This is a genomic window from Salipiger sp. (genome assembly GCF_048261495.1).
Lineage (GTDB): Bacteria > Pseudomonadota > Alphaproteobacteria > Rhodobacterales > Rhodobacteraceae > Salipiger.
This window is the reverse complement of the sequence record NZ_JBLXFX010000005.1, coordinates 339,234-360,734: the sequence shown is the minus strand read 5'-3', so window position 1 is coordinate 360,734 and position 21,501 is coordinate 339,234. Positions and strand designations below refer to the sequence as shown.

The following is a 21,501-nucleotide window of genomic DNA, read 5'->3' as shown; positions in this document are numbered from 1 at the left end:
GGGGGGGGCGCGTGAAGCCCCCCCCGCCGTCGGTGATTACTTCTTGCCGGGCGACCGGCGGGGCGGCTCGGTTCCGCCGGCGCGGGGCTTTCCGGCGCCCTTGGGCGGGGTGAACCGCTTGGAGGTGTCCGAGGCGCTGGGGCGCGGCTTGGCGCTGTCGGCGGGCTTGCCGGGCTTGCGAGGCCCCTTGGAGGCGGCGCCGTCGGGCTTGGCCCAGGGTTTGCCGGAGGGTTTGCCGCCCGAAGGCTTGCCCGCGCCATAGGGCTTGCCGGGACCGGAGGGCTTGCCGCCGGGGGCGCGATCGTCGCGAGCGCCCTTGGGGCCGCCCGTACCGGGTTTGCGCGGGCCCTTCGACTTGTCGAACCCGCCCTTGGGTTTGTCGAACTTGCCTTTCGGCTTGTCCGGGCGGTCCGCCGGTTTGTCGCGCTTGTACGCGGGCCTGGCGGAATCGTGCACGGCGGGATCGCGGCGGGGCGCTTCGCTGCGCTCGGGACGCGGCGCCGGGCGCGCGTCGGGCGCGGGGGCCGGGGCGACATGCTCGCGCGGCGCGTGATCCGCCTCCGCGCGGGGGGCGCGGTCGGGCCGGGGGGCACCGCGATGCGGTTTCGGGGCACGGGGAGGACGGTCGTCAAAGTTCTGGCGGGGGCCGAAATCGGGGGTGCCTTCGACCGCCTTCGCGGTCACTCCGTCCTCGAGGGTGCCGCCGTCGCCGAGCCGGGCGAGGAAGCCCGCGACGGCGGGTTCGGCCAGTTCAACGAAGGTTTCGGATTGCTGCACCCGGATTGCGCCGATGGCGGCCTTGTCGAGGTTGCCGGCACGGCAGAGCAGCGGCAGCAGCCAGCGCGCCTCGGCCCGGTCGTCACGGCCGACCGACAGCGACACCCAGGTGCTGGGGCCGAAGGGGCGGCGTTCCCTGGCCGGGGGCGGCGTGTCCGGGTCCGACAATTCCTCGGGGGCCGAGAACCGCGCGCGGTAGAGCCGCAGGTAGGCGGCGGCGATGGCCTCCGGGGTGCGTTCGGCGAGCAGGCGTTCGGCAAAGCTCGCCTCGTCGGGCTTGACCTCCTCGGCCCAGAGCGGATCGGCAAGCAGCCGCTCCTCGTCGCGGCGCAGGATGTCGTCGGCGGTGGGCGCGGTGGTCCACTCGGCGGTGATCTTTGCGAATTTCAGGATGCGCTCGGCCTTCTTGGCCGATTTCGGCGGCACGACCAGCGCGGAAATCCCCTTGCGGCCCGCGCGCCCGGTACGGCCCGAGCGGTGCAGCAGGGTTTCGGGGTTCGACGGCAGTTCCGCATGAACCACGAGATCGAGGTTCGGCAGGTCGATGCCGCGCGCGGCCACGTCGGTGGCAACGCAGACCTTGGCGCGACCGTCGCGCATGGCCTGAAGCGCATGGGTCCGTTCGGTCTGCGACAGCTCGCCGGACAGCGACACCACGGCAAAGCCGCGATTGGCGAATCGCGCGGTCAGGCGCGCGACGGTGGCGCGGGTGTTGGCAAAGACGATGGCGTTTTCCGCATCGTGGTAGCGCAGCAGGTTGATGATGGCGTGCTCTTCGTCCTGCGGAGCGACGCGCAGCGCCTGATAGGTGATGTCGGCATGCTGGCGCGCGCCGGTCAGGGTGGTGACGCGCACGGCGTCGCGCTGGTAGCTCTGGGCCAGCGTCGCGATCATCGGCGGCACCGTGGCCGAGAACAGCAGCGTGCGGCGATCCTCGGGCGCTTCGCCCAGCATGAATTCCAGATCCTCGCGGAAGCCGAGATCGAGCATCTCGTCCGCCTCGTCGAGGACGACGGCGCGCAGATCCTCCATCACCAGCGACCCGCGGGTGATATGGTCGCGCAGGCGGCCGGGGGTGCCGACGACGATATGCGCGCCGCGTTCGAGCGCGCGGCGTTCGTCACGGGCATCCATGCCGCCGACGCAGGACACGACGCGCGCCCCGGCCTTGGCATAGAGCCAGGTCAGTTCGCGCATCACCTGCATCGCCAGTTCGCGGGTCGGCGCGACCACGAGCGCCAGCGGCGAGGCGGCGGGGCCGAAGACCTCGGCCTCTTCCAGCAGGGTGGGGGCGATGGCCAGACCGAAGCCCACCGTCTTCCCCGAGCCGGTCTGCGCCGACACCAGCAGGTCGGCGTGCTGCAGCTCCGGGTCGGTCACAGCCCCCTGCACGGGGGTCAAAGCGGTGTATCCGCGCTCGGAAAGCGCATCTGTCAGGGTCTGGATCATCAGGAAAAAACCGATCGGGCAGGAGGCAAGGGCGCGCGAAAGGCCGCAGCGCGAGTCGAGCGCGGTGTGTACGCGCTTGTTCGGCACTTGTATACTGCGGAATTGTCGCGGATGCACGTGATCGCTGTCAGACGACCTCGATCACGTCCTTGTCGATGGCCAGCATGTAGCCGCGCCGGGCGATGTTCTTGATCAGCATCTCCGAAACCATCTGGTTGCCGAGCCCGTCGCGCAGCCGCTTGATCCGGGTCGCGCCGGCGGCTTCCTCGCAATCGGTTTCGTCACGCCCCGAGATCATCGCCTCGATCTGTGCGCCCGACAGGATGTCGTCGTCCATCCGCGCTTCGGCCAGAACGGCGAGGGTCTCGATCATCGCTTCGGTCAGCTTGAAGCCCATGGTGTTGAGATAGGCCATGTTCTCCTCGCGGGAGATGATGAGCGAATTGACCTGGATGCCGGACCGTTCGATCTGCGCCATCCGCCGGTTCAGCGTGACCAGCATCACGAGGAACACCAGCGCCGCCACCAGAAGGGCCGTTGCAAAGACCAGCAGCACGAAGATCACCGTGCGGTAGCTCGCCAGCGTGTCGGAAAAGGCGGTGCCGGACTGGGCGAGGATCTCGAGCAGCTTGACCTCGGTCTGGGCGGTGAGGTTGTCGTTCTCGACAAAGATCCGCTCGACCCGCGCGTTGAAGGCATTGGCGTCGGGCAGGGTCAGCATCAGGACGGCCCCGGCAACGGCGAGCAGGGCCACGATGGCGGCGATTCCGATGGAGACGAGGCGCGATCCGGTGCGCCGGGCGTCAGAAGCGGAGGTAGAACTCACCGGCATTCGCCTTCATCTTGGCCGTAGGTTCGGCGGTGGAGAGGCTTTGCACGGTCAGAAGGGTCCACCCGGCGCGGTCCAGTCGCGGACCGAGCTGCGCCGCGGCGGAATCGCGGCTCGGACAGACCGCGACGGGAAGGGCGGCAATGCCGTACTGCAGTTTCAGCGGTTCGTCGCGCTTGGCCTTGTATTCCACGAAGCACGCCGCCTCGCTCGCGGCGGGAAGCGCGAGGGCGAGGGTCAAGGTAAGGGCGGTGAGCATCTGTGTCATGAAAGGAACCTGCGATGAAGCCGTCTGCAATACAATAGCAGGCGGGATGAGAGAGCGCTGTTATCCGATAACGCCCCGGCGATATTGCCTGTTCCGTCCGATCGGACCGAGGCTGGTGACAGGATGCGGATCGACCCCGGTCCCGCGACCGAAAAACCGCATCATCCCATCGCACTGGAAGGAAATCCCATGTCCCGCAAATTTATCGCCGCCGTGCTGGCCGTTTCCCTGTCCGTCACCGGATTCGCCGCTGCCCCCGCCCGCGCCGACAACAAGGACACCGCGCGCGCCCTTGCCGCCGCTGCCACGCTGTTCATCATCGGAAGCGCGCTTGCCGACAACGCCGGTCGGGCAACGGTGCGCGTCGGATCGCAGCCGCAGTTGCCGCGCCCCTACACGCCCCGCGACGCCTGGCGCGACCAGCGCCTGCCGCGCGTCGTGGGCCGGGCGCCGCAACAGCCGCCGCGTGCCCGCGTGACGCTGCCGCGCTCCTGCATGCTCGAAGTCCGGGGCGGGTCGATGCGCTACGTGATGGGCGAACGCTGCCTGGAACGCAGCGGCGTGCGTCTGCACGATCTGCCGCGCAGCTGCCGCACCGACGTGATGACCCGGCAGGGCCGCGCCCGCGCCTATGTCGCGGGATGTCTCCAGAATGCCGGCTTCACCATCAGCGGTCAGCAGAACCACGCGCGCCGCTATGACGAACACCGGGGTGGCCGCGACTACCACGACCGCCGCCGGTAAGCCCGCAGGCAGGGTCCGGCGGCCTGTGTCCCGATGGATCGCCGGGTCCGAGGCGCGCGCGGGGGTGTGAGGCAGCCCCGCGCGCGTTCCTTTTTGTCAGTGCATGTCGTCCGGCAGCAGCAGGTTGAGCAGGATCGACAGCGCCGCGGCCGGCAGCAGGCCCGAGGTCATCAGGATCTGCGCCGTCTTCGGCAGATGCTGAAGCGCGGAGGGTTCCAGTTGCAGCCCGAAGCCCACCGACAGCGAGATCGCGAAGATCACCATGTTGCGCCGGTTCCAGACCACGTCGGACAGCATGTTGACGCCCGCCGCGCAGACCATGCCGAACATGACGATCACCGCACCGCCCAGCACGTTGATCGGCACGGTCGAGACCGCGGCGCCGACCTTGGGCACCAGCCCGCAGACGATCAGGAACACCGCGCCGATGGTGACGACATGGCGGCTCATCACCCCGGTCATCGAGATCAGCCCGACGTTCTGGCTGAACGAGGTGTTGGGCAGCCCGCCGAACGCCCCGGCGATCGCGGTCCCGAGGCCGTCGGCAAAGGTCGCGCCCGAGATTTCCTTGTCGGTGGATTCCCGGCCCGCGCCGCCCTTGGTGATGCCCGAGACGTCGCCCACCGTCTCGATGGCCGAGATCACGGCCATGAAGCACATCCCGATGATGATCGCGGCGTTGAACTCGACCCCCCAGCGGAACGGCATCGGAACCTCGAACAGCGGCGCGGTAGCGACATTGCCGAACCGGACCTGTCCCATGAACAGCGCCACGATGTAGCCCGCGATCAGGCCGACGAGGATCGCCGACAGCGCCACGAGACCCTTGGTGAAGAACTTGACCCCCAGCGTGACGAAGATCACCACCAGCGCCGGCAGCCACATGGCGAGCGAGCCGAACTCGGGCTTGCCCATCAGCGGCACGCCGCCCGCCGCGTACTGGATGCCGACCCTGAGCAGCGCGAGGCCGATCATCAGCACGATGAGCCCGGTGACCAGCGGCGGCAGCGCGTGGCGGATCCGTGCGACGACGAAGCCGAGCGAGAAGTGGAACAGCCCGCCGATGACGATACCCGTCATCAGTCCGGCCATGCCGGCCACGCCTTGCCCCGCGACGGCGGGGATCATCACCGGCAGGAAGGCAAAGGAGGTGCCCTGCACGATGGGCAACCGCGCGCCCACCGGGCCGAAGCCGATGGACTGGAACAGCGTGGCGACACCTGCAAAGAGCATCGACATCTGGATCATGTAGATCATGTTCGGGAAATCGGGGCTGTTCGAGCCGAAGCCGAAGCCCGCCGCGCCCGCGATGATGATGGCCGGCGTCACGTTCGCGGCGAACATCGCCAGGACGTGCTGAAGGCCGAGCGGAATGGCCTTCTCGAGCGGCGGCATGTAATCGGGGTCCATCAGTTGCTCGGGCGTGCCGAGTCCGTGGCCGTGAGATGTAGTCGCGTCCGTCATTGTCACATAACTCCCTGTCCCAGGTTCATGTGGTTGACCCGCCGCCTTCTCCGAGCGTCTGTGCGGGAGGATATGCCCCTAGCCCGGGGCGGTGATAAGCACGGGCTCCTCCAACCAGTGCTCCTGCAGGTTTGCCGTCGCGCCGATGCGGTCGACGACGGCGAAAAGTCCCGGGGCGTGCAGCGGGGTCAGCACCCCGTGCCAGGTGCCCCGGTGAAAATTCGCACCCTGTCCGGGCGCGGCCAGGAAGGCGTGGATCGCACCGGGGGTCTTTCCGGCCTCGGCCACGATCACCAGCCAGGGATTGCCGTGCATCGGCAGAAAGGCCTGGCTGCCCTCGGGATGACGCTCGACCAGTTCCAGCGTGTAGGGCAGGGCGCGGGGTTCGGCGTCGAACAGGCTGATGCCCGCCCGGCCGCCGGGACCGAAATCAAGCGCGGCAAGGTCGTGGTGTCGCCCGCAGAGGCCCTGGTTGATGATCTTGTCGGGCACCCCCGCCACTTCGAGCACATCGCCGAAAGGGGCGAAGGCTGCGGCGGTCAGGGGCTGCGCGACAAGGCGTTTCATCGGACCGGCCCCAGTTTCATGTGTCGGTTCACGTCCTTGTAGAGCAGGTAGCGGAAGCGTTCGTCGCCCTCGACGATGCAGGCCTGCGGGCAGAAGGCGCGCAGCCACATGAAATCGCCGGGGCCGACCTCGACCCAGTCCTTGTTCAGCAGGTACTTCGCCCGGCCCTCCAGCACGTAGAGTCCGTGTTCCATGACATGCGTTTCGGCAAAGGGGATGCGCCCGCCGGGCAGGAAGGTCACGATATTGACGTGGAAATCGTATCGCAGATCGAAGGGATCGGCGAAGCGCTGGGTCGACCAGACGCCGTCGCAATCGGGCATGGGCGACATGGCAACGTCGTCTTCGTGGGTGACCCTCGCTTCGGGAGGCGTGATCCCCGCGGCCGGTTCGAACCGCTTGCGGATCCAGTGAAAGCCGCAGGGCTCGTCGCCGGTGTTCCAGATCGTCCAGACCGCGCTGGGCGGCAGGTAGACGAAGCTGCCCGGGCGCAGCTCGTGCGTGTCGCGGCCAAGGGTCAGCCGCGCCCCGCCCTTGGCGACGAAGATCACGCTCTGCGCCTCGACATCCGGTTCGGGCGTGTTGCTGCCGCCACCGGGGGCGAGTTCCACCGCATATTGCGAAAAGGTCTCGGCAAAGCCGGACAGCGGGCGCGCCAGCACCCAGAGCCGGGTGTTGATCCAGCCCGGCAGGTAGCTGGTGGTGATGTCCCGCATGGTGACGGCGGGCAGGACCGCGTAGGCCTCGGTAAAGATGGCGGTCCCCTCGGGGTTTCCCGACTGGTCCGGCTGGCCGCCGGGCGGGAAGGCATATGTGGTCATGGTCTTCACAGCAGTCCTTCGAGCCGCAGGCGCGCGATGCGCTCGACCTGGCGGCAGGCTTCGGCGAATTCCGTCTCCGACTCCTGACCGATCCTGCGTTCGAAGGCGGCAAGGATGCTCGCCTTGGTGTTGTCACGTACGGCGATGATGAAGGGGAACCCGTGCCTGGCTGTATAGGCGTCGTTCAGCTCCGTAAAGCGGGCGCGTTCCGCGTCGGTCAGCGCGTCGAGCCCGGCGCTGGCCTGTTCGCCGATCGACTCCGCCGTGAGCCGCCTGGCGGCGGCAAGCTTGCCGGCAAGGTCCGGGTGGGCGCGCAGCACCGCCAGCCGCTCGGCATCGCCGGCGGTGCGGAAGACTCGCGCCAGGGCATTGGCAAGCCCGGCGGGGCGGTCATGCGCAGGTCCGAGTTCGAGCGCGAAGGCGCGTTCGGCGACCCAGGGGGAATGTTCGTAGACCGACCCGAAGGCGGCGACGAAGGCCGCTTCGTCCATCCGCGACGGCACGAGGGAGGGGCGCACCGGCGGATGCGTCGCCGCCCAGTGATCGGCGATCTCGATCCGGCGCGGAGTCCAGACACCGTCGAACCCGCCGATATAGTCGAGGAAGCGCTTCAGCCCGGCGATCTTGCCGGGGCGTCCGATCAGGCGGCAGTGCAGCCCGACCGACATCATCGCCGGCTGCCCGGCGATCCCCTCGACATAGAGCGTGTCGAAGGCATCCTTGAGGTAGGTGTAGAACTGTTCGCCCTCGATCCAGCCGGGAGAGACGGCGAAGCGCATGTCGTTGGCTTCGAGCGTGTAGGGAATGATGAGCTGCTCGCGCCCGTCGATGTCGAGCCAGTAGGGCAGATCGTCGTCGTAAGTGTCCGAGATATAGGCGAACTGCCCGGTTTCCGCCGCCAGCCGCACGGTGTTGGCCGAGCAGCGCCCGGTGTACCAGCCGCGCGGCGGTTCGCCCACGACCTCGGTGTGCAGACGGATCGCCTCGGCGATGGCCGCGCGCTCCTCGTCTTCGGGCATGTCCTTGTGCTCGACCCATTTCAGCCCGTGGGAGGCGATCTCCCATCCCGCGTCCTTCATCGCCTCGACCTGTTCGGGCGAGCGGGCAAGCGCGGTGGCGACGCCGTAGATCGTCAGCGGCACGTCATAGCCGGTGAACAGCCGGTGCAGCCGCCAGAACCCGGCCCGCGCACCGTATTCGTAGATCGATTCCATGTTCCAGTGGCGTTGCCCCGGCCATTGCGCGGCACCCGCGATGTCCGACAGGAAGGCCTCGGAGGCGGCATCGCCGTGCAGGATGTTGTTCTCGCTTCCCTCTTCGTAGTTCAGCACGAACTGCACGGCGATCTTCGCATCGCCCGGCCAGCGGGCATCGGGGCGTTCGGGGCCGTATCCGATCATGTTGCGGGGGTAACGGGTCATGGGTCTTCCTCGGGTCGTTGTCTTCTTCGGATAAACGCGGTCTAGTCCCTGCGGAACCATTTACGGCCGTCCGGCGCGCACCGGATTGCCTCATTCGTTTGCAAAGCTGAAAAAAGGGGCAAGGCACATGTCCGAAGGATATCTGACGACCCATGTTCTGGATACTGCCAAAGGCAAGCCCGCCGAGGGCGTGGCCATCGCGCTTTACCGGGTGTCGGGAAATTCCCACAAGAAGATCGCCGAGGCCGTGACCAATGCCGACGGGCGCACCGATGCACCGATCCTGCAGGCGAAGGCGTTCAGGCCCGGCACCTACGAGCTGGTGTTCTTCACCGGCGACTACCTGCGCGCCTCCGGTCAGGCGGGAGAGGAGCCGCTGTTCCTCGACCAGATCCCGCTGCGGTTCGGCATGTCGGATGCGGAGGCGCATTACCACGTGCCGCTGCTGCTGTCGCCCTACGGGTATTCCACATACCGGGGCAGCTGATCCGCTTTCCGCCCTCTACACATTCCCTTTGCGGCGCGCTATCCGACCCTATGCGAACCCTGTCCGAACTCTATGACGAGCGTGTGGCCGAAGGCCGCCTGAAGCGCGATCCGGCGCAGGAAGAGGCCCTGCCCGCCTTCGAGCGCATCCGCGCCGCACTCGCCGAGCCGGTGAGGAAGGGCCTGTTCCGCAAGGCACCGGAGCCGCCGAAGGGGCTGTACCTCTGGGGCGGCGTGGGGCGGGGGAAATCCATGCTCATGGACATGTTCGTCGACAGCCTCGGCGTCCCCGTCCGGCGCGTGCATTTCCACGCCTTCATGCAGGAGATGCAGGCCGGAATCCACAAACTGCGCGGCGAAGGGGTCGAGGACCCGGTGAAGCCGATCGCCAAGGCGGTGAGCGACTCCGTCAAGGTGCTGGCCTTCGACGAGATGCAGATCACCGACATCGCCGATGCCATGCTGGTCGGGCGCCTGTTCGAACAGCTCTTCGCGGCCGGGACCGTGGTGGTGACCACCTCGAACCGGGTACCGGGGGATCTCTACAAGGACGGTCTCAACCGGCAGCTCTTCCTGCCGTTCATCGCGCTGATCGAGGACCGCCTCGAGGTGCGCGAACTGGCCTCGGAACGGGACCACAGGCAGGACCGCCTCAAGGGCGCGCAGGTCTATTTCCACCCTGTCGATGCCGAGGCCCGCGCCGCGATCAACCGCGTCTGGCAGGAACTGACCCACGGCAGCGAAGAGGTTCTGACGCTGCACGTCAAGGGTCGCAAGGTGACGCTCCCGCGCTATCACAACGGCATGGCCCGGGCGAGCTTCTACGACCTTTGCGGCCAGATGCTCGGCCCCGCCGACTACCTCGCCATCGCCGACGCCCTGCGCCTGCTGGTGATCGAGGAGATCCCGCGCCTGGGGCGGACGAATTTCAACGAGGCGAAGCGGTTCGTCACCCTGGTCGATACCTTGTACGAGGCGAAGGTGAAGGTCATCGCCAGCGCCGTCGACCAGCCCGAAAGCCTCTATATCGAAGGCCCCGGCGTTTTCGAGTTCGAACGCACCGCCAGCCGTCTCCGCGAGATGCAGGCGGCGGACTGGGGCCACGGACCACGCTGAGCGCGAAAAGGAACGGGGGCCCCGAAGGACCCCCGATAGTGCTGCTCGATTGTCGGTCTTGTGCCTGACTACTGTAATTTCGGAATGCGCAGGACCATGCCCGCCTCCAGTCCGGAGGGGTCTTTCAGCGTGTCGCTGTTTTCCTCCAGGATGCCGGAATAGGCGGCGGTGGTGCCGTAGAAGCGGAAGGCGATGCCGGCAAGGCTGTCGCCCTTCTGCACGAGGTAGGTGGTCATCTCCGGGGCTGCGGCGGGGGCTGCCACCCGTGCCGGTTCGGTGGTCGGTGCCGGGATGGCGGGACGGGCGATGGCCGCGCCGAGCGCCGCCTGAAGCCGCGCCGCATCCGTGGGCGCGGTCGTCTCCCCCACCGGCTTCTTCAACTCGCCGAGGATGGAATAGCTCATGGCGCGGATCGCCTCCATGCCGTCGCTCCCGGCCGGCACGGCCCCGGCGTCAATCGTCGCGGGGGCCGGGGCCTGCGCCACGGGGCGCGCCACGGGGCGGACGCCCTGCGGGGCCATTGCCATGTTACGCGGAGCGGGAAGCGCCGGAACCAGGCTGAGCGGCTCGGGAGTGCCCCGGCTGACTTCGGCCCGGTCTTCGGGTGCATCGGAGGTCGTGGAGAGGGCGAGCATGAGCGAGCCGGTCATCAGGACGAGCACGGCGACCGCAAGCGTCAGCCGTATCATGCCCGCGCTCCGATCCGTGCCTTGTCCCCGTCGCGGAATCCCTCCGCGCGCAGCCGCGCCGTCGCCATTGTCCTGTCCCCCGAAGGTCTGCGCGGTCGGTCCTGGCAGGGCCACGCAGCCGTTTCAGAGATGATAGAGCGAGATGTGACAATCCGTCAACATATTGTGTTCGGATCTACCAATATGATTGACTTTCCAAATGGTCACAACCAATTGCGGCGCGATTCTGCTCAGCGTTCGGGCAGCGTCAGGGCCTGGCCGGGGCGCAGATCGTCCGGACGGGTCAGGATCGCCTGATTTGCCGCGAACAGCGGGCCGGTCATGTTGACGTCGCCGTAAATGGCCTCGGCGATGCTGACGAGGCTGTCGCCCTGCTTCACCACGTAGACCGGGGCGCCGTCGCCCGGCGTCGCGGGTGCGATGCCCGCCGCGCGCGACGTCTCGTCGTCGAGCGAGCGTTGCACGATGCTGTGCAGCAGGCTGCCGGGCTGGCCCGGTGCGCGGTCGCGCCCGGTGGCGGAGTTGAGGTTCGACAGGGTCGCCCAGGTCATCCGGCGCAATTCCTCGTCGTTCGTCGCGGCGGATTCCGATACCGGGCGCGCGGCGGGCGCGGGGGCGCGCTCCGGCAGGCGGACCGCCTCCCGGATGGCGCGGATGCGGTCGTCTTCGCCGCGGTCGGGCAGCGGCGCAATCGCGGGATCGGCGCGGGTCACGGCGGCGTCGGGCAGCTCCGCCGGGGCGGGCGCGCGCACGCCGGGCTGCAGCACGATCAGCGCCACCGTCACCGCGACAAAGCCGAGACCCAGCAGGACCATGCGGATCATGCCGCGCCCCCCTCGTATCCGGCTGCGGCGCTCATTGCGCGCCAGCCGTGGTGGTGAGACCGAGCGCCGTCCAGTCGCGCAGGCCGCCGCGATAATACTTCAGCTTTTCGGTGGGGTAGCCGGCCTCTGCCAGGCTGCGCAGGGACTCCGGCGCCGCGGAGGCATCCGGACCTTCGGCAAACAGGACGAGGTCATAGGCGCCGCTGAAATCCGGCCCCCGAGCGCCCAGGGCTTCGAGCAGATCGCCGCGGTAGGGATTGCCCGGAGCCAGTGTCGCGGCGGGCACATTGACGGCGCCGGGCAGGGTTTCGGCGCCGTACCCCTCGGGCCGTCGCGTGTCGACCAGCAAGCCGGAACCCGTCGACACGAAGAGATCGAGAAAATCCAGAAGCTCCAGCTCGCCGATCGTGACGATGCCTGACGCGGCCTGCATCGGCTGGATGCAGGCGGGAGGACAGGCCGCGCCCGTGCGGGCAATGGTCACCGGCGTTCCGTTGAGAGTGACGCTGAAATCGGGGCGGTCCGGTGTGAGGCGGCTTTGCTGGGCAAGGCCCCATGCGGGCGCCGTGGCAAGGCACAATGCCAGCCCTGTCAGGCGAAACCCCTGCAACATCCGCTCGTCCTCACACCAGCCGGCCTTGAGGTGCCGGTTTCTCGTTGCCGCAAAATATAGGCGAGGGAGGGCGAATCAGTCAATATCCGGGGGCAGCCCACAACGGAAAACCACCCTCCGGCGGGGCCCTTCAGCCATTTTCGCGCAAAACGCCCCCGGCAAGATAGAGCGATCCGCAGATCAGCACCCGGGCCGAGGGATCCTGCGCGGCGATCCGGGTCAGCGCGGCCAGCACGGTCGGAGCCTCGGACGCGGCAAGACCGACGGCGGCGGCGACGCGGGCGGTCTCTTCGGCGGGCAGGGTGTTCGCCTCGCCGGGGATGGAGACGGCGGTGAGGCTGCGGGCGACCCCGGCCAGCGGCGCGAGGTAGCCGCGAATGTCCTTGGTGTTCAGCATGCCGCAGATCAGGTGCGTCGGCCGGTCGGGCAGGGTCCCGAGATGGTGGGCCAGCGCCTCTCCCGCCGCGGGGTTGTGACCGCCGTCGAGCCATAGCTCGATCCCCGGCGCGGCCTCGGTCAGCGGGCCTCGGCGCAGGCGCTGCATCCGTGCCGGCCAGTCGGCGCGGGTCACGGCCGCCTCGAACGCCGCTTCGCCGAGGCCGAGCCTGCGCAGCGCGGCCAGCGCCGCCCCGGCGTTGTCGACCTGGTGCGCCCCGGGAAGGTTCGGGCGGGGCAGGTCGAGCAGACCGCTTTCGTCCTGGTAGACCATGCGTCCGTGTTCTTCGGACACGTGCCAGTGCTGCCCCTGCGCGAGCAGCGGCGCGCCGAGCCGCGCGGCCCGTGCCTCGATCACGTCAAGCGCGGCCTCGGGCTGCGGACCGACGACGCAGGGCACGCCGCGTTTCAGGATGCCGGCTTTTTCGCCCGCGATTTCGGCAATCGTCTCGCCGAGATACTGCTGATGATCGAGCGAGATCGGCGTCAGCACGGTCAGTGCCGGAGTGTCGACGACATTGGTCGCGTCCAGCCGTCCGCCCAACCCGGTTTCGAGCAGGGTGAAATCGGCGGGGGTCCGCGCGAAGGCCAGGAAGGCGGCGCAGGTGGTGATCTCGAAATAGGTGATGCTCTCGCCCCGGTTCGCCTCCCAGCATTCGTCCAGCGCGGCGGTGAGCGCCTCTTCGGAGATCAGCTCGCCCGCGACGCGGATGCGTTCGTGGAAGCGGGCGAGGTGGGGCGAGATATAGGCGTGAACGCGCTTGCCCTCGGCCTCCATCCCGGCCCGGATCATCGCCTGGGTCGAGCCCTTGCCGTTGGTCCCGGCAAGGTGGATCACCGGCGGCAGATCGCGTTCGGGGTGCCCGAGCGCCGCGAGCAGGCGCCACACGCGGTCCAGCGTCAGGTCGATGATCTTGGGGTGGAGCGACATCATCCGCTGCAGGATGACATCGGACGAAGGCGCGGCGCTCATTCGGCGGGAGGTGGCGAGGCGAAGGCTTCGGGCGGCGGCAGGTCGCCCGTGACGGCGGGGGGAAGGCCCATCAGCATCCGGATGATGGTGACAAGCTCGTCCCGCAGTTGCCGGCGGTCGGTCACGCGGTCGAGCATGCCGTGTTCCAGCAGGTATTCCGCGCGCTGGAAGCCTTCGGGCAGCTTCTCGCGGATGGTCTGTTCGATCACGCGAGGCCCGGCAAAGCAGATCAGCGCGCCGGGTTCGGCGATCTGCACGTCGCCCAGCATTGCGTAGGAGGCGGTGACTCCGCCCGTGGTCGGATGCGTCAGCACCACGATATAGGGCAGGCCCGCCTCGCGCAGCATCTGCACGGCGACGGTGGTGCGGGGCATCTGCATCAGGCTCAGGATGCCTTCCTGCATGCGCGCGCCCCCGGCGGCGGAGAACAGGATCAGCGGACGCTTGAGGCGTACCGCCTCTTCCGCCGCCTTGATGATGGCATTGCCGACGAACATGCCCATGGACCCGGCCATGAAGCTGAAATCCTGCGCGGCGCAGACCACGGGGGTGCGGCCGATCTCGCCGGAGGCGACGAGCATCGCCTCCTTCTCGCCGGTGGCCTTCTGCGCGGCCTTCATGCGGTCGGGATAGCGCTTCTGGTCGCGGAACTGCAGCGGGTCGGTGATCGGTTCGGGGACCTTGATCTCGGAGAACACGCCGCCGTCGAACAGCGCGATGAAGCGTGCGCGGGGCGTGATGTTCATGTGGTGGCTGCAGTTGGTGCAGACGCCGAGATTGTCCGCGACTTCGCGGTGGAACAGCATGGTTCCGCAGTTGTCGCACTTCGTCCACAGGTTCTCGGGCACCTCGCGGCGCGAGAAGATCGAGTTGATCCTGGGGCGGACGTAATTGGTGATCCAGTTCATCTGGCGGCCCTCTGGCTGCTCCGGGGTGCGGCTGACTTAAGGCCCGCGCCGGGGAAATGCAATCCGCCTGTCCGGGAGGGCGGATCAGGCCCGGATGGCGATCCGCGCCGCCAGCCAGCACAGCAGGATGCCGATGAGATCGAACGGCAGCATCGCCAGCACGGCGGCCTCGTCGGTCACATCGAAAGGCAGCAGGTACAGCGCCAGACCCGACATGTTGCCCGGCGGCGCGACAAGCGCCACGGGCACGAGATTGTTCACCAGATGCAGCGCGATCGCCGGGGCGAGCGTGCCTGCCCGCGCGGTGAGATCCGCCGCCGCCACGCCGAAGGCGAAGGCCCAGAGCGTGACGTAGACGGCATTGCCGCCGTAGACCGACGGCGCGAAATGGCCGAGTGCGAAGAGCGCCGAGGGCAGGGTCAGCCAGACCAGCGGATACGGCAGCCGCGCGGCGAGCTGGGACTGCAGGTAGCCGCGGAAGAACAGCTCTTCGCTGCCGGTCTGGATCAGCAGCGCCGAGAGGGTCAGCGGCAGCAGGACCAGCCACCGGCCGAGCGGCATTCCGGGCTCCAGCTCGGTCCCGGCGGGGGCGAAGGGCAGCGCAATGAGCACGGTCTGCAGCACCCCGACGAACAGCAGTACCCGGAAGAACTGATGCAGGAACGGGCGGGACGGGCCGAACAGCCCCCGCGCGGTGCGGCCGTGCACGAATTGGGCGGTCACGACGGTGCCGACCGACAGCGCCCCCACCGAGAGCAGCAGCACGCACATGCTCGCGGGGGTCTGTCCGGCCATGAGGTCGCGGGCAAAGCCGAGGAACGCCTCGTCGCCCATGCCTAGCGCGACGAGCGCCACGAGCGACTGGCCCAGCCCGTAGGTGATCGTCGCCACGACGAGAATGCCCAGAGCGAGGCGCCAGAGCTCCGTCCGTCGGGCCGCGTCGGTCAGCCGGGTGAAGGCGCGGTAGCTCATGACTCTCCTGTTTCCGTTCGGGCGGGTCGCCGCCGGTCGGATCCGCCCGCGGGGAACGCGGGCGCCATGGATGGGAGTAAGCCCGCGCGCGCGGGCTTTCAAGCGGGCAGGCACAAACCTGCCTGTCGGCAAGCGGCCCGGATCGAACCGCGCCGGGCTGCGGTGCCCGGTTGGGGCGTGCATTTTTTCTTGTGCTCTCAGAAAGGCTTGGATTAAGTCCGGATCAGGATGAAGACAGGACGCCAGACATTGTCGGAACTTCCGGAGGATGCCGCGACATGACGCGACTGCGCTGGTTCGCCCTGTTGCTGGCCGCCCTGGTCCTTTCCGGCTGCCTCGAAACGGTCGGCCCCCGGGATGCGTCGGCCCGTTCGGCCGGGCTGTTGCCGGGCGGCACGGCACGTCAGGCGCCGCGCCCGCTGGAACAGGCGGCGCTGGCGCGGGGCACCGTCGTGGTCGCGGGGCCCGAGGGCTATTGCGTCGACCCCGTCACCCTCGGGCGCGGCGCGGCGCGCAGTTTCGCGATGCTCGCCTCCTGCCAGATCCTCTCCGGGGGCGAACTGGGCTATTACGTCGAGCCGATGATGCTGACCGTCACCGTGGGCAAGCCGGGACCGACCGCGCTGCCGCAGCCTGCCACCCTTGCCGCCGAAGCCGGAAGCGCCTTTCTCGGCGGCAGTCTGCGGGACGGTCTGTCGGTTGCCCATCTCGGCGCCGGCGGCGCGGCGGTGCTCGACGGTGGCGATCCGCGCTACTGGAGGGCCACCTTCGCGCTGGGCGGGCGCATGGTGGGGCTGGCGCTCTATGCGCCGAAGGGGTCGGACCTCGCCGGAGACGGCGGGTACGCGATGCTGGCGCGGGTCCGGGCGCGCATCGTGGCCGCCAGTCCGAAGCCGGGGCAAACGACCGCGCGGGCCTCATCCGCGGCAAAGGCGCCCGGTGCGGCGGCGGCCAAGGCTCTTTGACCGTTTATTCGCCGCGCGGGATTTGCCATAACACAGGCTGAACCGGCGCAGGAGCAGATGCGCCGACGGGGAAGGGCCGCGAGCGGATGGCAACAGGCAACAGCGATACATGGCTCGAAAGGGTTCTCATGGCGGCGTCGGTGCGTCGGTGGAGCCGCGTGGCGCAGCAGGCCGACACGACCGAGCTGCCGCGACTGCGCCGGCAGCGCGCCGCCGCCCGCAAGCTGAAGCAGCGGATCGACAAGCTGATCTTCGTCGCGGACGGCCGTCTGGCCCTGCCGGTCGTAGGCAATCAGGCCTTTCCCCGCCCGCACGAGGCGGATTGGGCCTGGCGCCCGGATCTGTGGTGCGGCCCGCTGGCGGTGCCGGGAATCTCCTCGGTGCAGTCCAAATCCATGTTGGGCAGCGAAGCCACGCTGTTCCACGATTGCGCGCATTCGGAAATCACCCTGCGCCAGCTGCGCAACCTGCGGGAATCCGACCTCGCGGCCTATGGTCTGCGGCTGGACGTGTTCAAGTTCGACGGCTCCTACCTGTCGCTGGCCGTTGACCTGCCGGAAGAGGCGTCGCGCGGGCTGAAGCGCAAGCACCTTATCCGGGTCGAGACCATCGTGGAGATGGAAAAGCCGCTGGAAATCTTCGCGCGGCTCAACATCAAGCACGGCCCGAACACCGAGCAGATCGTCCGGGAGCTGCCCCTGAACGGGCAGGAGATCCGGGTGGAGTTCGACCTTGCCTATACCCGGCTCAACGAAAAGCGGGTGGAGCGGATGTGGCTCGACCTGATCTTCGAGGGGCCGGAGATGAACCAGGTGATCCTGCGGGATCTGACCTTCAGCCGCCGCCCCCGGGCGGAACTTTGACGGAGTGCGCCGATGAGTGCCTATTCGCTGACCAAGACGCGGTTCCGGGAGGGGCTCTGGGAAGGCCTGCTGGTGGCCGAGGCCCGCGGCGCCGCCCCGCCCGAGATCCTGGTCACGCTGAACGACGCCCCGGTGCGCGGGGTGACGGTGACCCAGGCGGGCGACGCCGCGCGCTGGGCGGTCGAGGTTCCCGTGCCGGTCGAGGCGGTGGGCGACGGGGTGCAGACCTTTCTCATCCTCGATGCCGGGGCGGGCACCAAGCTCGACAGTTTCACCCTGATCGCGGGCGAGGCGCTGGGCGATGACATCCGCGCCGAGATGGCGCTGCTGCGGGCCGAGCTCGACATGCTGAAACGGGCGTTCCGCCGGCACTGCCTCGAAACCATGTGACGGGGCGCGGAAAACCCGCCTCTCCCGGCATTGCAACTGTCGACAATACCGGGCAGGTTGGCGCGGTTCCCGGCCCGGAGTTTTCATGACCCCTCTGCGCGGCATTGCGCTCAAGACGCTGTCCGTCATCCTGTTCGTCATCATGGCGGCGATGATCAAGGCGGTCTCGGACCAGGTGCCGACCGGCGAATCCGTTTTCTTCCGCTCGGCCTTCGCAATGCCGATCATCGTGATCTGGCTGCTCTGGCGCGGCGAACTGCCCTCCGGTCTTCGGGTCAGGAAACCCTCCGCGCACTTCCTGCGGGGCATCGTCGGGGTCTCGGCCATGGGCTGCAACTTTGCCGCGCTGGGCCTGCTGCCGCTGCCGGAAGTCACCGCGCTCAGCTACGCCGCGCCGCCGCTCACGGTGCTGTTCGCGGCGCTGTTCCTCGGGGAACGGGTGCGCGCCTTCCGCCTGACCGCCGTCGCCGTCGGCCTGCTGGGGGTGATGATCGTGCTCTGGCCGCGCCTGACGCTCGACAACGTGGACAAGGCTGCGATGCTCGGGGCGGCCCTCATCCTGGCCTCGGCGGTGTTCCGGGCCATCGTGCAGATCCACATCCGACGCATGGTCGCGACCGAGCAGACCGCCGCCATCGTGTTCTATTTCTCGCTGACGGCGACGGTGCTGTCGCTGCTCACGCTGCCCTTCGGCTGGGTGATCCCCGATGCGGAGGCGCTGACGCTGCTGATCGCCTCGGGCCTCATCGGCGGGGTGGCGCAGATCTGCCTGACCTCGGCCTATCGCGGGGCGGAGGCGGCCCTGCTGGCGCCCTTCGACTATGCCTCGATCCTGTTCGCCATCTTCATCGGCTACCTGGTCTTCGCCGAGATCCCGACGCCCGCCATGCTGATCGGGTCGGCCGTGGTCATCGCCTCGGGCGTGGCGATCATCCTGCGCGAACGCTACCTCGGCGTGAAACGCAGCGCGGCGCGGTCGAGGATGACGCCGCACGGATGACCGCGGCCCCCCCGTGGCACTGGAAGCCGGGGCCAAGCCGTGGCACATCAGGGAACGTAGCGCCAAGGGAGTCCGCACCATGTCCACATTCGGCAAAGGCTGCCATCTGCACCTGATCGACGGATCCGCCTTCATCTTCCGCGCCTTCCACGCGCTGCCGCCGCTGACGCGCAAGTCGGACGGGCTGCCCGTGGGCGCGGTGCAGGGCTTCTGCAACATGCTCCTGCAATATGTCGGAAAGGATCACGGCGCGGATGCCCCGACCCATATCGCGGTGATCTTCGACAAGGGCTCGCACACCTTCCGCAACGACATGTACGATCTCTACAAGGCCAACCGCGAGGCGATGCCCGAGGATCTGCGCCCGCAGATCCCGCTCACCCGCGCTGCCACCGAGGCGTTCAACATCGCCTGCAAGGAGATCGAGGGCTACGAGGCCGACGACATCATCGCCACCCTGTCGTGCCAGGCCCGCGAACTCGGCGCGCGGGTGACGATCGTCAGCTCCGACAAGGACCTGATGCAGCTTGTCGGCGACGGGGTCGAGATGTTCGACGCGATGAAGAACAAGCGCATCGACCGCGACGGCGTGTTCGAGAAATTCGGCGTGTTCCCGGATCGCGTGGTCGACGTGCAGGCGCTGGCGGGCGACAGCGTCGACAACGTGCCCGGCGCGCCGGGCATCGGGATCAAGACCGCCGCCCTGCTCATCAACGAATTCGGCTCGCTCGAAGAATTGCTGGACCGCGCGGGCGAGATCAAGCAGCCCAAGCGCCGCGAGACGCTGATCGAGAAGCGCGCGCAGATCGAGCTCTCCAAGAAGCTCGTGCAGCTCGATTGCGACACGCCGCTCGATTTCACGCTGGACGACCTCGACCTGCGCGACCCCGATCCGGAGACGCTGCTCGGCTTCCTGTCCGAGATGGAGTTCCGCACCCTGTCGCGCCGCGTCGCCGATGCGCTGGGGGCCGAAGCCCCGGTCATTCCCGAGAAGCCCGCCGAGGCCGATGCCCCCGCCGCCCCGGAGGCGCTGCCCTTCGATCACGATGCCTACGAATGCGTGTCGGATGCCGCCGCGCTCGACAGCTGGATCGCGCAGGCCCGCGAGCGCGGCTGGGTCGCCGTCGACACCGAAACCACGGGCCTGAACGAGATGACCTGCGACCTGGTGGGCATATCGCTCTGCGTCGAGCCGGGCCGCGCCTGCTACATCCCGCTGGCGCATCGCGCGCAGGCGACGGACGACCTGTTCGGCTCCGACGATCTGGCCGAGGGGCAGATGGGGCTCGACGCGGCGCTGGCGGCGTTGAAGCCGCTGCTGGAAGACCCGGCGGTGATGAAGATCGGGCAGAACATGAAATACGATGCCAAGGTGTTCCGCCGCTACGGTGTCGCGGTCGCGCCCATCGACGACACCATGCTGATGTCCTACGCGATGTATTCCGGCCTGCACAATCACGGCATGGACACGCTGGCCGAACGCTATCTGTCGCACGCGCCGATCCCGATCAAGGATCTTCTGGGCAGCGGCAAGGGCCAGATCACCTTCGACAAGGTGCCGCTGGCCGAGGCGGTGAAATATGCCGCCGAGGATGCCGACATCACCCTGCGCCTCTGGCAGCTGTTCAAGCCGCAGCTTCACGCCGCGAAGGTCACCCGCGTCTACGAGGGGCTGGAGCGCCCGCTGGTGCCGGTGCTGGCACGGATGGAGATGGACGGCATCCAGGTCGACCGCGACACGCTCTCGCGCATGTCCAACGCCTTTTCGCAGAAGATGGCCCAGCTCGAGGACGAGATCCACGAGCTTGCGGGCGGCAAGTTCAATGTCGGCAGCCCGGCGCAGTTGGGCGAGATCCTGTTCGAGCAGATGGGCCTCGAAGGCGGCAAGAAGGGCAAGAACGGCAAGTACTCCACGCCTGCCGACGTGCTCGAGGACCTCGCGACCGAACACGACCTGCCGGGCCGGGTGCTGGACTGGCGCCAGCTTTCCAAGCTGAAGAGCACCTACACCGATGCGCTTCAGGAACACATCAACAAGGAGACCGGGCGGGTCCATACCTCCTATTCCATTGCCGGGGCCAACACCGGGCGGCTCGCCTCGACCGATCCCAACCTGCAGAACATCCCGGTGCGCAGCGAAGAGGGGCGGCGCATCCGCGAAGCCTTCGTCGCGCCAGAAGGCAAGGTGCTGGTCTCGCTCGACTACAGCCAGATCGAACTGCGCATCCTCGCGCACATGGCCGATATCGACGCGCTGAAGCAGGCCTTCCGCGACGGGCAGGACATCCATGCGATGACCGCCTCGGAGATGTTCGGCGTGCCGATGGAGGAGATGACCCCCGACATCCGCCGCCGCGCCAAGGCCATCAACTTCGGGGTGATCTACGGGATTTCCGGCTTCGGCCTTGCGCGCAACCTGCGCATTCCGCGTGGCGAGGCGCAGGCCTTCATCGACCGCTATTTCGAGCGCTTCCCCGGCATCCGCGCCTACATGGACGACACCATCGCCTTTGCCAAGGAACACAACCGTGTCGAGACGCTGTTCGGCCGGGTCATTCACACGCCCGAGATCAACGCCCGCGGACCCCATGCCGGGTTCGCCCGCCGCGCCGCGATCAACGCGCCGATCCAGGGCACGGCGGCGGATATCATCCGGCGCGCGATGATCCGCATGCCCGCTGCGATCGAGGGCATGCCCGCGAAGATGCTGCTCCAGGTCCACGACGAACTGCTGTTCGAGGTCGAGGAAGGCGCCGAGGCCGACCTCATCGCCGCCGCCCGCGACGTGATGGAGGGCGCGGCCGAGCCGGTGGTAAAGCTCGACGTGCCGCTGGTGGTGGATGCCGGGCAGGGCAGGAACTGGGCCGAGGCGCACTGAAACCCGCGTCCGTCCCGGATGGACAGACGCCTTTGCAGGCACTATCTGC

At 68.2% G+C, this 21,501-nt stretch carries 21 protein-coding genes; 8 read left to right on the top strand and 13 right to left on the bottom strand.

Annotated elements, in window-relative coordinates:
* Positions 1-36 precede the first annotated feature (36 nt).
* The 3 genes from ACN0RJ_RS13105 to ACN0RJ_RS13095 form a co-directional block, all read right to left on the bottom strand.
* Positions 37-2,226 (bottom strand): DEAD/DEAH box helicase, encoded by a 2,190-nt coding sequence (locus ACN0RJ_RS13105; RefSeq protein ID WP_417724522.1) that lies wholly within the window; start codon positions 2,224-2,226, stop codon positions 37-39.
* A gap of 127 nt (positions 2,227-2,353) precedes the next feature.
* A complete protein-coding gene (locus ACN0RJ_RS13100) occupies positions 2,354-3,058 on the bottom strand; it encodes a winged helix-turn-helix domain-containing protein (protein ID WP_417722416.1) in 705 nt (234 codons plus the stop codon).
* Entirely contained in the window at positions 3,030-3,323 is a 294-nt protein-coding gene (locus tag ACN0RJ_RS13095; RefSeq protein WP_417722417.1) for a hypothetical protein, read from the bottom strand. The genes ACN0RJ_RS13100 and ACN0RJ_RS13095 overlap by 29 nt, the downstream gene beginning before the upstream one ends.
* Positions 3,324-3,512: 189 nt before the next feature.
* Here ACN0RJ_RS13095 and ACN0RJ_RS13090 point away from each other — a divergent pair, with 189 nt between their 5' ends.
* Positions 3,513-4,067, top strand: coding sequence for a hypothetical protein (locus tag ACN0RJ_RS13090; protein WP_417722418.1), 555 nt, complete (start codon positions 3,513-3,515; stop codon positions 4,065-4,067).
* A gap of 96 nt (positions 4,068-4,163) precedes the next feature.
* Here ACN0RJ_RS13090 and ACN0RJ_RS13085 read toward each other — a convergent pair whose 3' ends face one another.
* The 4 genes from ACN0RJ_RS13085 to puuE form a co-directional block, all read right to left on the bottom strand.
* Positions 4,164-5,531, bottom strand: a complete 1,368-nt coding sequence (locus tag ACN0RJ_RS13085; protein WP_417724521.1) for a uracil-xanthine permease family protein — start codon at positions 5,529-5,531, stop codon at positions 4,164-4,166.
* Between the two features lie 78 nt (positions 5,532-5,609).
* Positions 5,610-6,098 (bottom strand): ureidoglycolate lyase, encoded by a 489-nt coding sequence (locus ACN0RJ_RS13080; RefSeq protein WP_417722420.1) that lies wholly within the window; start codon positions 6,096-6,098, stop codon positions 5,610-5,612.
* Positions 6,095-6,919, bottom strand: coding sequence for a bifunctional allantoicase/(S)-ureidoglycine aminohydrolase (locus tag ACN0RJ_RS13075; RefSeq protein ID WP_417722421.1), 825 nt, complete (start codon positions 6,917-6,919; stop codon positions 6,095-6,097). The genes ACN0RJ_RS13080 and ACN0RJ_RS13075 overlap by 4 nt, the downstream gene beginning before the upstream one ends.
* A gap of 5 nt (positions 6,920-6,924) precedes the next feature.
* Positions 6,925-8,340 (bottom strand): allantoinase PuuE, encoded by a 1,416-nt coding sequence (gene puuE, locus ACN0RJ_RS13070; RefSeq protein ID WP_417724520.1) that lies wholly within the window; start codon positions 8,338-8,340, stop codon positions 6,925-6,927.
* A 127-nt stretch (positions 8,341-8,467) separates the two neighbouring features.
* Here puuE and uraH point away from each other — a divergent pair, with 127 nt between their 5' ends.
* The gene (uraH, locus tag ACN0RJ_RS13065) at positions 8,468-8,827 is read left to right on the top strand and encodes a hydroxyisourate hydrolase (RefSeq protein WP_417722423.1); all 360 of its coding nucleotides are present in this window, start codon (positions 8,468-8,470) and stop codon (positions 8,825-8,827) included.
* A 50-nt stretch (positions 8,828-8,877) separates the two neighbouring features.
* A complete protein-coding gene (gene zapE / locus ACN0RJ_RS13060; protein WP_417722424.1) occupies positions 8,878-9,942 on the top strand; it encodes a cell division protein ZapE in 1,065 nt (354 codons plus the stop codon).
* A 68-nt stretch (positions 9,943-10,010) separates the two neighbouring features.
* Here zapE and ACN0RJ_RS13055 read toward each other — a convergent pair whose 3' ends face one another.
* The 6 genes from ACN0RJ_RS13055 to ACN0RJ_RS13030 form a co-directional block, all read right to left on the bottom strand.
* Positions 10,011-10,631, bottom strand: coding sequence for a LysM peptidoglycan-binding domain-containing protein (locus tag ACN0RJ_RS13055; protein ID WP_417724519.1), 621 nt, complete (start codon positions 10,629-10,631; stop codon positions 10,011-10,013).
* A gap of 230 nt (positions 10,632-10,861) precedes the next feature.
* Positions 10,862-11,455, bottom strand: a complete 594-nt coding sequence (locus ACN0RJ_RS13050) for a LysM peptidoglycan-binding domain-containing protein (RefSeq protein WP_417724518.1) — start codon at positions 11,453-11,455, stop codon at positions 10,862-10,864.
* A gap of 31 nt (positions 11,456-11,486) precedes the next feature.
* Positions 11,487-12,068 (bottom strand): rhodanese-like domain-containing protein, encoded by a 582-nt coding sequence (locus ACN0RJ_RS13045; RefSeq protein WP_417724517.1) that lies wholly within the window; start codon positions 12,066-12,068, stop codon positions 11,487-11,489.
* A 130-nt stretch (positions 12,069-12,198) separates the two neighbouring features.
* A complete protein-coding gene (locus ACN0RJ_RS13040) occupies positions 12,199-13,476 on the bottom strand; it encodes a bifunctional folylpolyglutamate synthase/dihydrofolate synthase (RefSeq protein ID WP_417724516.1) in 1,278 nt (425 codons plus the stop codon).
* Positions 13,473-14,384, bottom strand: coding sequence for an acetyl-CoA carboxylase, carboxyltransferase subunit beta (gene accD / locus ACN0RJ_RS13035; RefSeq protein ID WP_417722429.1), 912 nt, complete (start codon positions 14,382-14,384; stop codon positions 13,473-13,475). The genes ACN0RJ_RS13040 and accD overlap by 4 nt, the downstream gene beginning before the upstream one ends.
* A gap of 84 nt (positions 14,385-14,468) precedes the next feature.
* Positions 14,469-15,356, bottom strand: coding sequence for a CPBP family intramembrane glutamic endopeptidase (locus ACN0RJ_RS13030; protein WP_417722430.1), 888 nt, complete (start codon positions 15,354-15,356; stop codon positions 14,469-14,471).
* A 278-nt stretch (positions 15,357-15,634) separates the two neighbouring features.
* Here ACN0RJ_RS13030 and ACN0RJ_RS13025 point away from each other — a divergent pair, with 278 nt between their 5' ends.
* From ACN0RJ_RS13025 to polA, 5 genes are all read left to right on the top strand, one after another.
* Positions 15,635-16,321: a dihydroxy-acid dehydratase gene (locus ACN0RJ_RS13025; RefSeq protein WP_417724515.1), complete on the top strand. Its 687-nt coding sequence runs from the start codon at positions 15,635-15,637 to the stop codon at positions 16,319-16,321.
* Positions 16,322-16,407: 86 nt separating this feature from the next.
* Complete coding sequence (locus ACN0RJ_RS13020) at positions 16,408-17,184, top strand: DUF6478 family protein (protein ID WP_417722432.1); 777 nt, start codon at positions 16,408-16,410, stop codon at positions 17,182-17,184.
* A gap of 12 nt (positions 17,185-17,196) precedes the next feature.
* Complete coding sequence (locus ACN0RJ_RS13015; protein WP_417722433.1) at positions 17,197-17,574, top strand: hypothetical protein; 378 nt, start codon at positions 17,197-17,199, stop codon at positions 17,572-17,574.
* 85 nt (positions 17,575-17,659) lie between these two features.
* The gene (locus ACN0RJ_RS13010) at positions 17,660-18,574 is read left to right on the top strand and encodes a DMT family transporter (protein WP_417722434.1); all 915 of its coding nucleotides are present in this window, start codon (positions 17,660-17,662) and stop codon (positions 18,572-18,574) included.
* A 79-nt stretch (positions 18,575-18,653) separates the two neighbouring features.
* A complete protein-coding gene (gene polA / locus ACN0RJ_RS13005) occupies positions 18,654-21,452 on the top strand; it encodes a DNA polymerase I (protein WP_417724514.1) in 2,799 nt (932 codons plus the stop codon).
* Positions 21,453-21,501 lie beyond the last annotated feature (49 nt).

What these genes read in the sequence shown, in the direction of transcription:
- ACN0RJ_RS13105 (WP_417724522.1), bottom strand. Translation starts at nt 2,226, where the DNA reads ATGATCCAGACCCTGACAGATGCGCTTTCCGAGCGCGGATACACCGCT.
- ACN0RJ_RS13100 (WP_417722416.1), bottom strand. Translation starts at nt 3,058, where the DNA reads ATGCCGGTGAGTTCTACCTCCGCTTCTGACGCCCGGCGCACCGGATCG.
- ACN0RJ_RS13095 (WP_417722417.1), bottom strand. Translation starts at nt 3,323, where the DNA reads ATGACACAGATGCTCACCGCCCTTACCTTGACCCTCGCCCTCGCGCTT.
- ACN0RJ_RS13090 (WP_417722418.1), top strand. Translation starts at nt 3,513, where the DNA reads ATGTCCCGCAAATTTATCGCCGCCGTGCTGGCCGTTTCCCTGTCCGTC.
- ACN0RJ_RS13085 (WP_417724521.1), bottom strand. Translation starts at nt 5,531, where the DNA reads ATGACGGACGCGACTACATCTCACGGCCACGGACTCGGCACGCCCGAG.
- ACN0RJ_RS13080 (WP_417722420.1), bottom strand. Translation starts at nt 6,098, where the DNA reads ATGAAACGCCTTGTCGCGCAGCCCCTGACCGCCGCAGCCTTCGCCCCT.
- ACN0RJ_RS13075 (WP_417722421.1), bottom strand. Translation starts at nt 6,919, where the DNA reads ATGACCACATATGCCTTCCCGCCCGGCGGCCAGCCGGACCAGTCGGGA.
- puuE (WP_417724520.1), bottom strand. Translation starts at nt 8,340, where the DNA reads ATGACCCGTTACCCCCGCAACATGATCGGATACGGCCCCGAACGCCCC.
- uraH (WP_417722423.1), top strand. Translation starts at nt 8,468, where the DNA reads ATGTCCGAAGGATATCTGACGACCCATGTTCTGGATACTGCCAAAGGC.
- zapE (WP_417722424.1), top strand. Translation starts at nt 8,878, where the DNA reads ATGCGAACCCTGTCCGAACTCTATGACGAGCGTGTGGCCGAAGGCCGC.
- ACN0RJ_RS13055 (WP_417724519.1), bottom strand. Translation starts at nt 10,631, where the DNA reads ATGATACGGCTGACGCTTGCGGTCGCCGTGCTCGTCCTGATGACCGGC.
- ACN0RJ_RS13050 (WP_417724518.1), bottom strand. Translation starts at nt 11,455, where the DNA reads ATGATCCGCATGGTCCTGCTGGGTCTCGGCTTTGTCGCGGTGACGGTG.
- ACN0RJ_RS13045 (WP_417724517.1), bottom strand. Translation starts at nt 12,068, where the DNA reads ATGTTGCAGGGGTTTCGCCTGACAGGGCTGGCATTGTGCCTTGCCACG.
- ACN0RJ_RS13040 (WP_417724516.1), bottom strand. Translation starts at nt 13,476, where the DNA reads ATGAGCGCCGCGCCTTCGTCCGATGTCATCCTGCAGCGGATGATGTCG.
- accD (WP_417722429.1), bottom strand. Translation starts at nt 14,384, where the DNA reads ATGAACTGGATCACCAATTACGTCCGCCCCAGGATCAACTCGATCTTC.
- ACN0RJ_RS13030 (WP_417722430.1), bottom strand. Translation starts at nt 15,356, where the DNA reads ATGAGCTACCGCGCCTTCACCCGGCTGACCGACGCGGCCCGACGGACG.
- ACN0RJ_RS13025 (WP_417724515.1), top strand. Translation starts at nt 15,635, where the DNA reads ATGACGCGACTGCGCTGGTTCGCCCTGTTGCTGGCCGCCCTGGTCCTT.
- ACN0RJ_RS13020 (WP_417722432.1), top strand. Translation starts at nt 16,408, where the DNA reads ATGGCAACAGGCAACAGCGATACATGGCTCGAAAGGGTTCTCATGGCG.
- ACN0RJ_RS13015 (WP_417722433.1), top strand. Translation starts at nt 17,197, where the DNA reads ATGAGTGCCTATTCGCTGACCAAGACGCGGTTCCGGGAGGGGCTCTGG.
- ACN0RJ_RS13010 (WP_417722434.1), top strand. Translation starts at nt 17,660, where the DNA reads ATGACCCCTCTGCGCGGCATTGCGCTCAAGACGCTGTCCGTCATCCTG.
- polA (WP_417724514.1), top strand. Translation starts at nt 18,654, where the DNA reads ATGTCCACATTCGGCAAAGGCTGCCATCTGCACCTGATCGACGGATCC.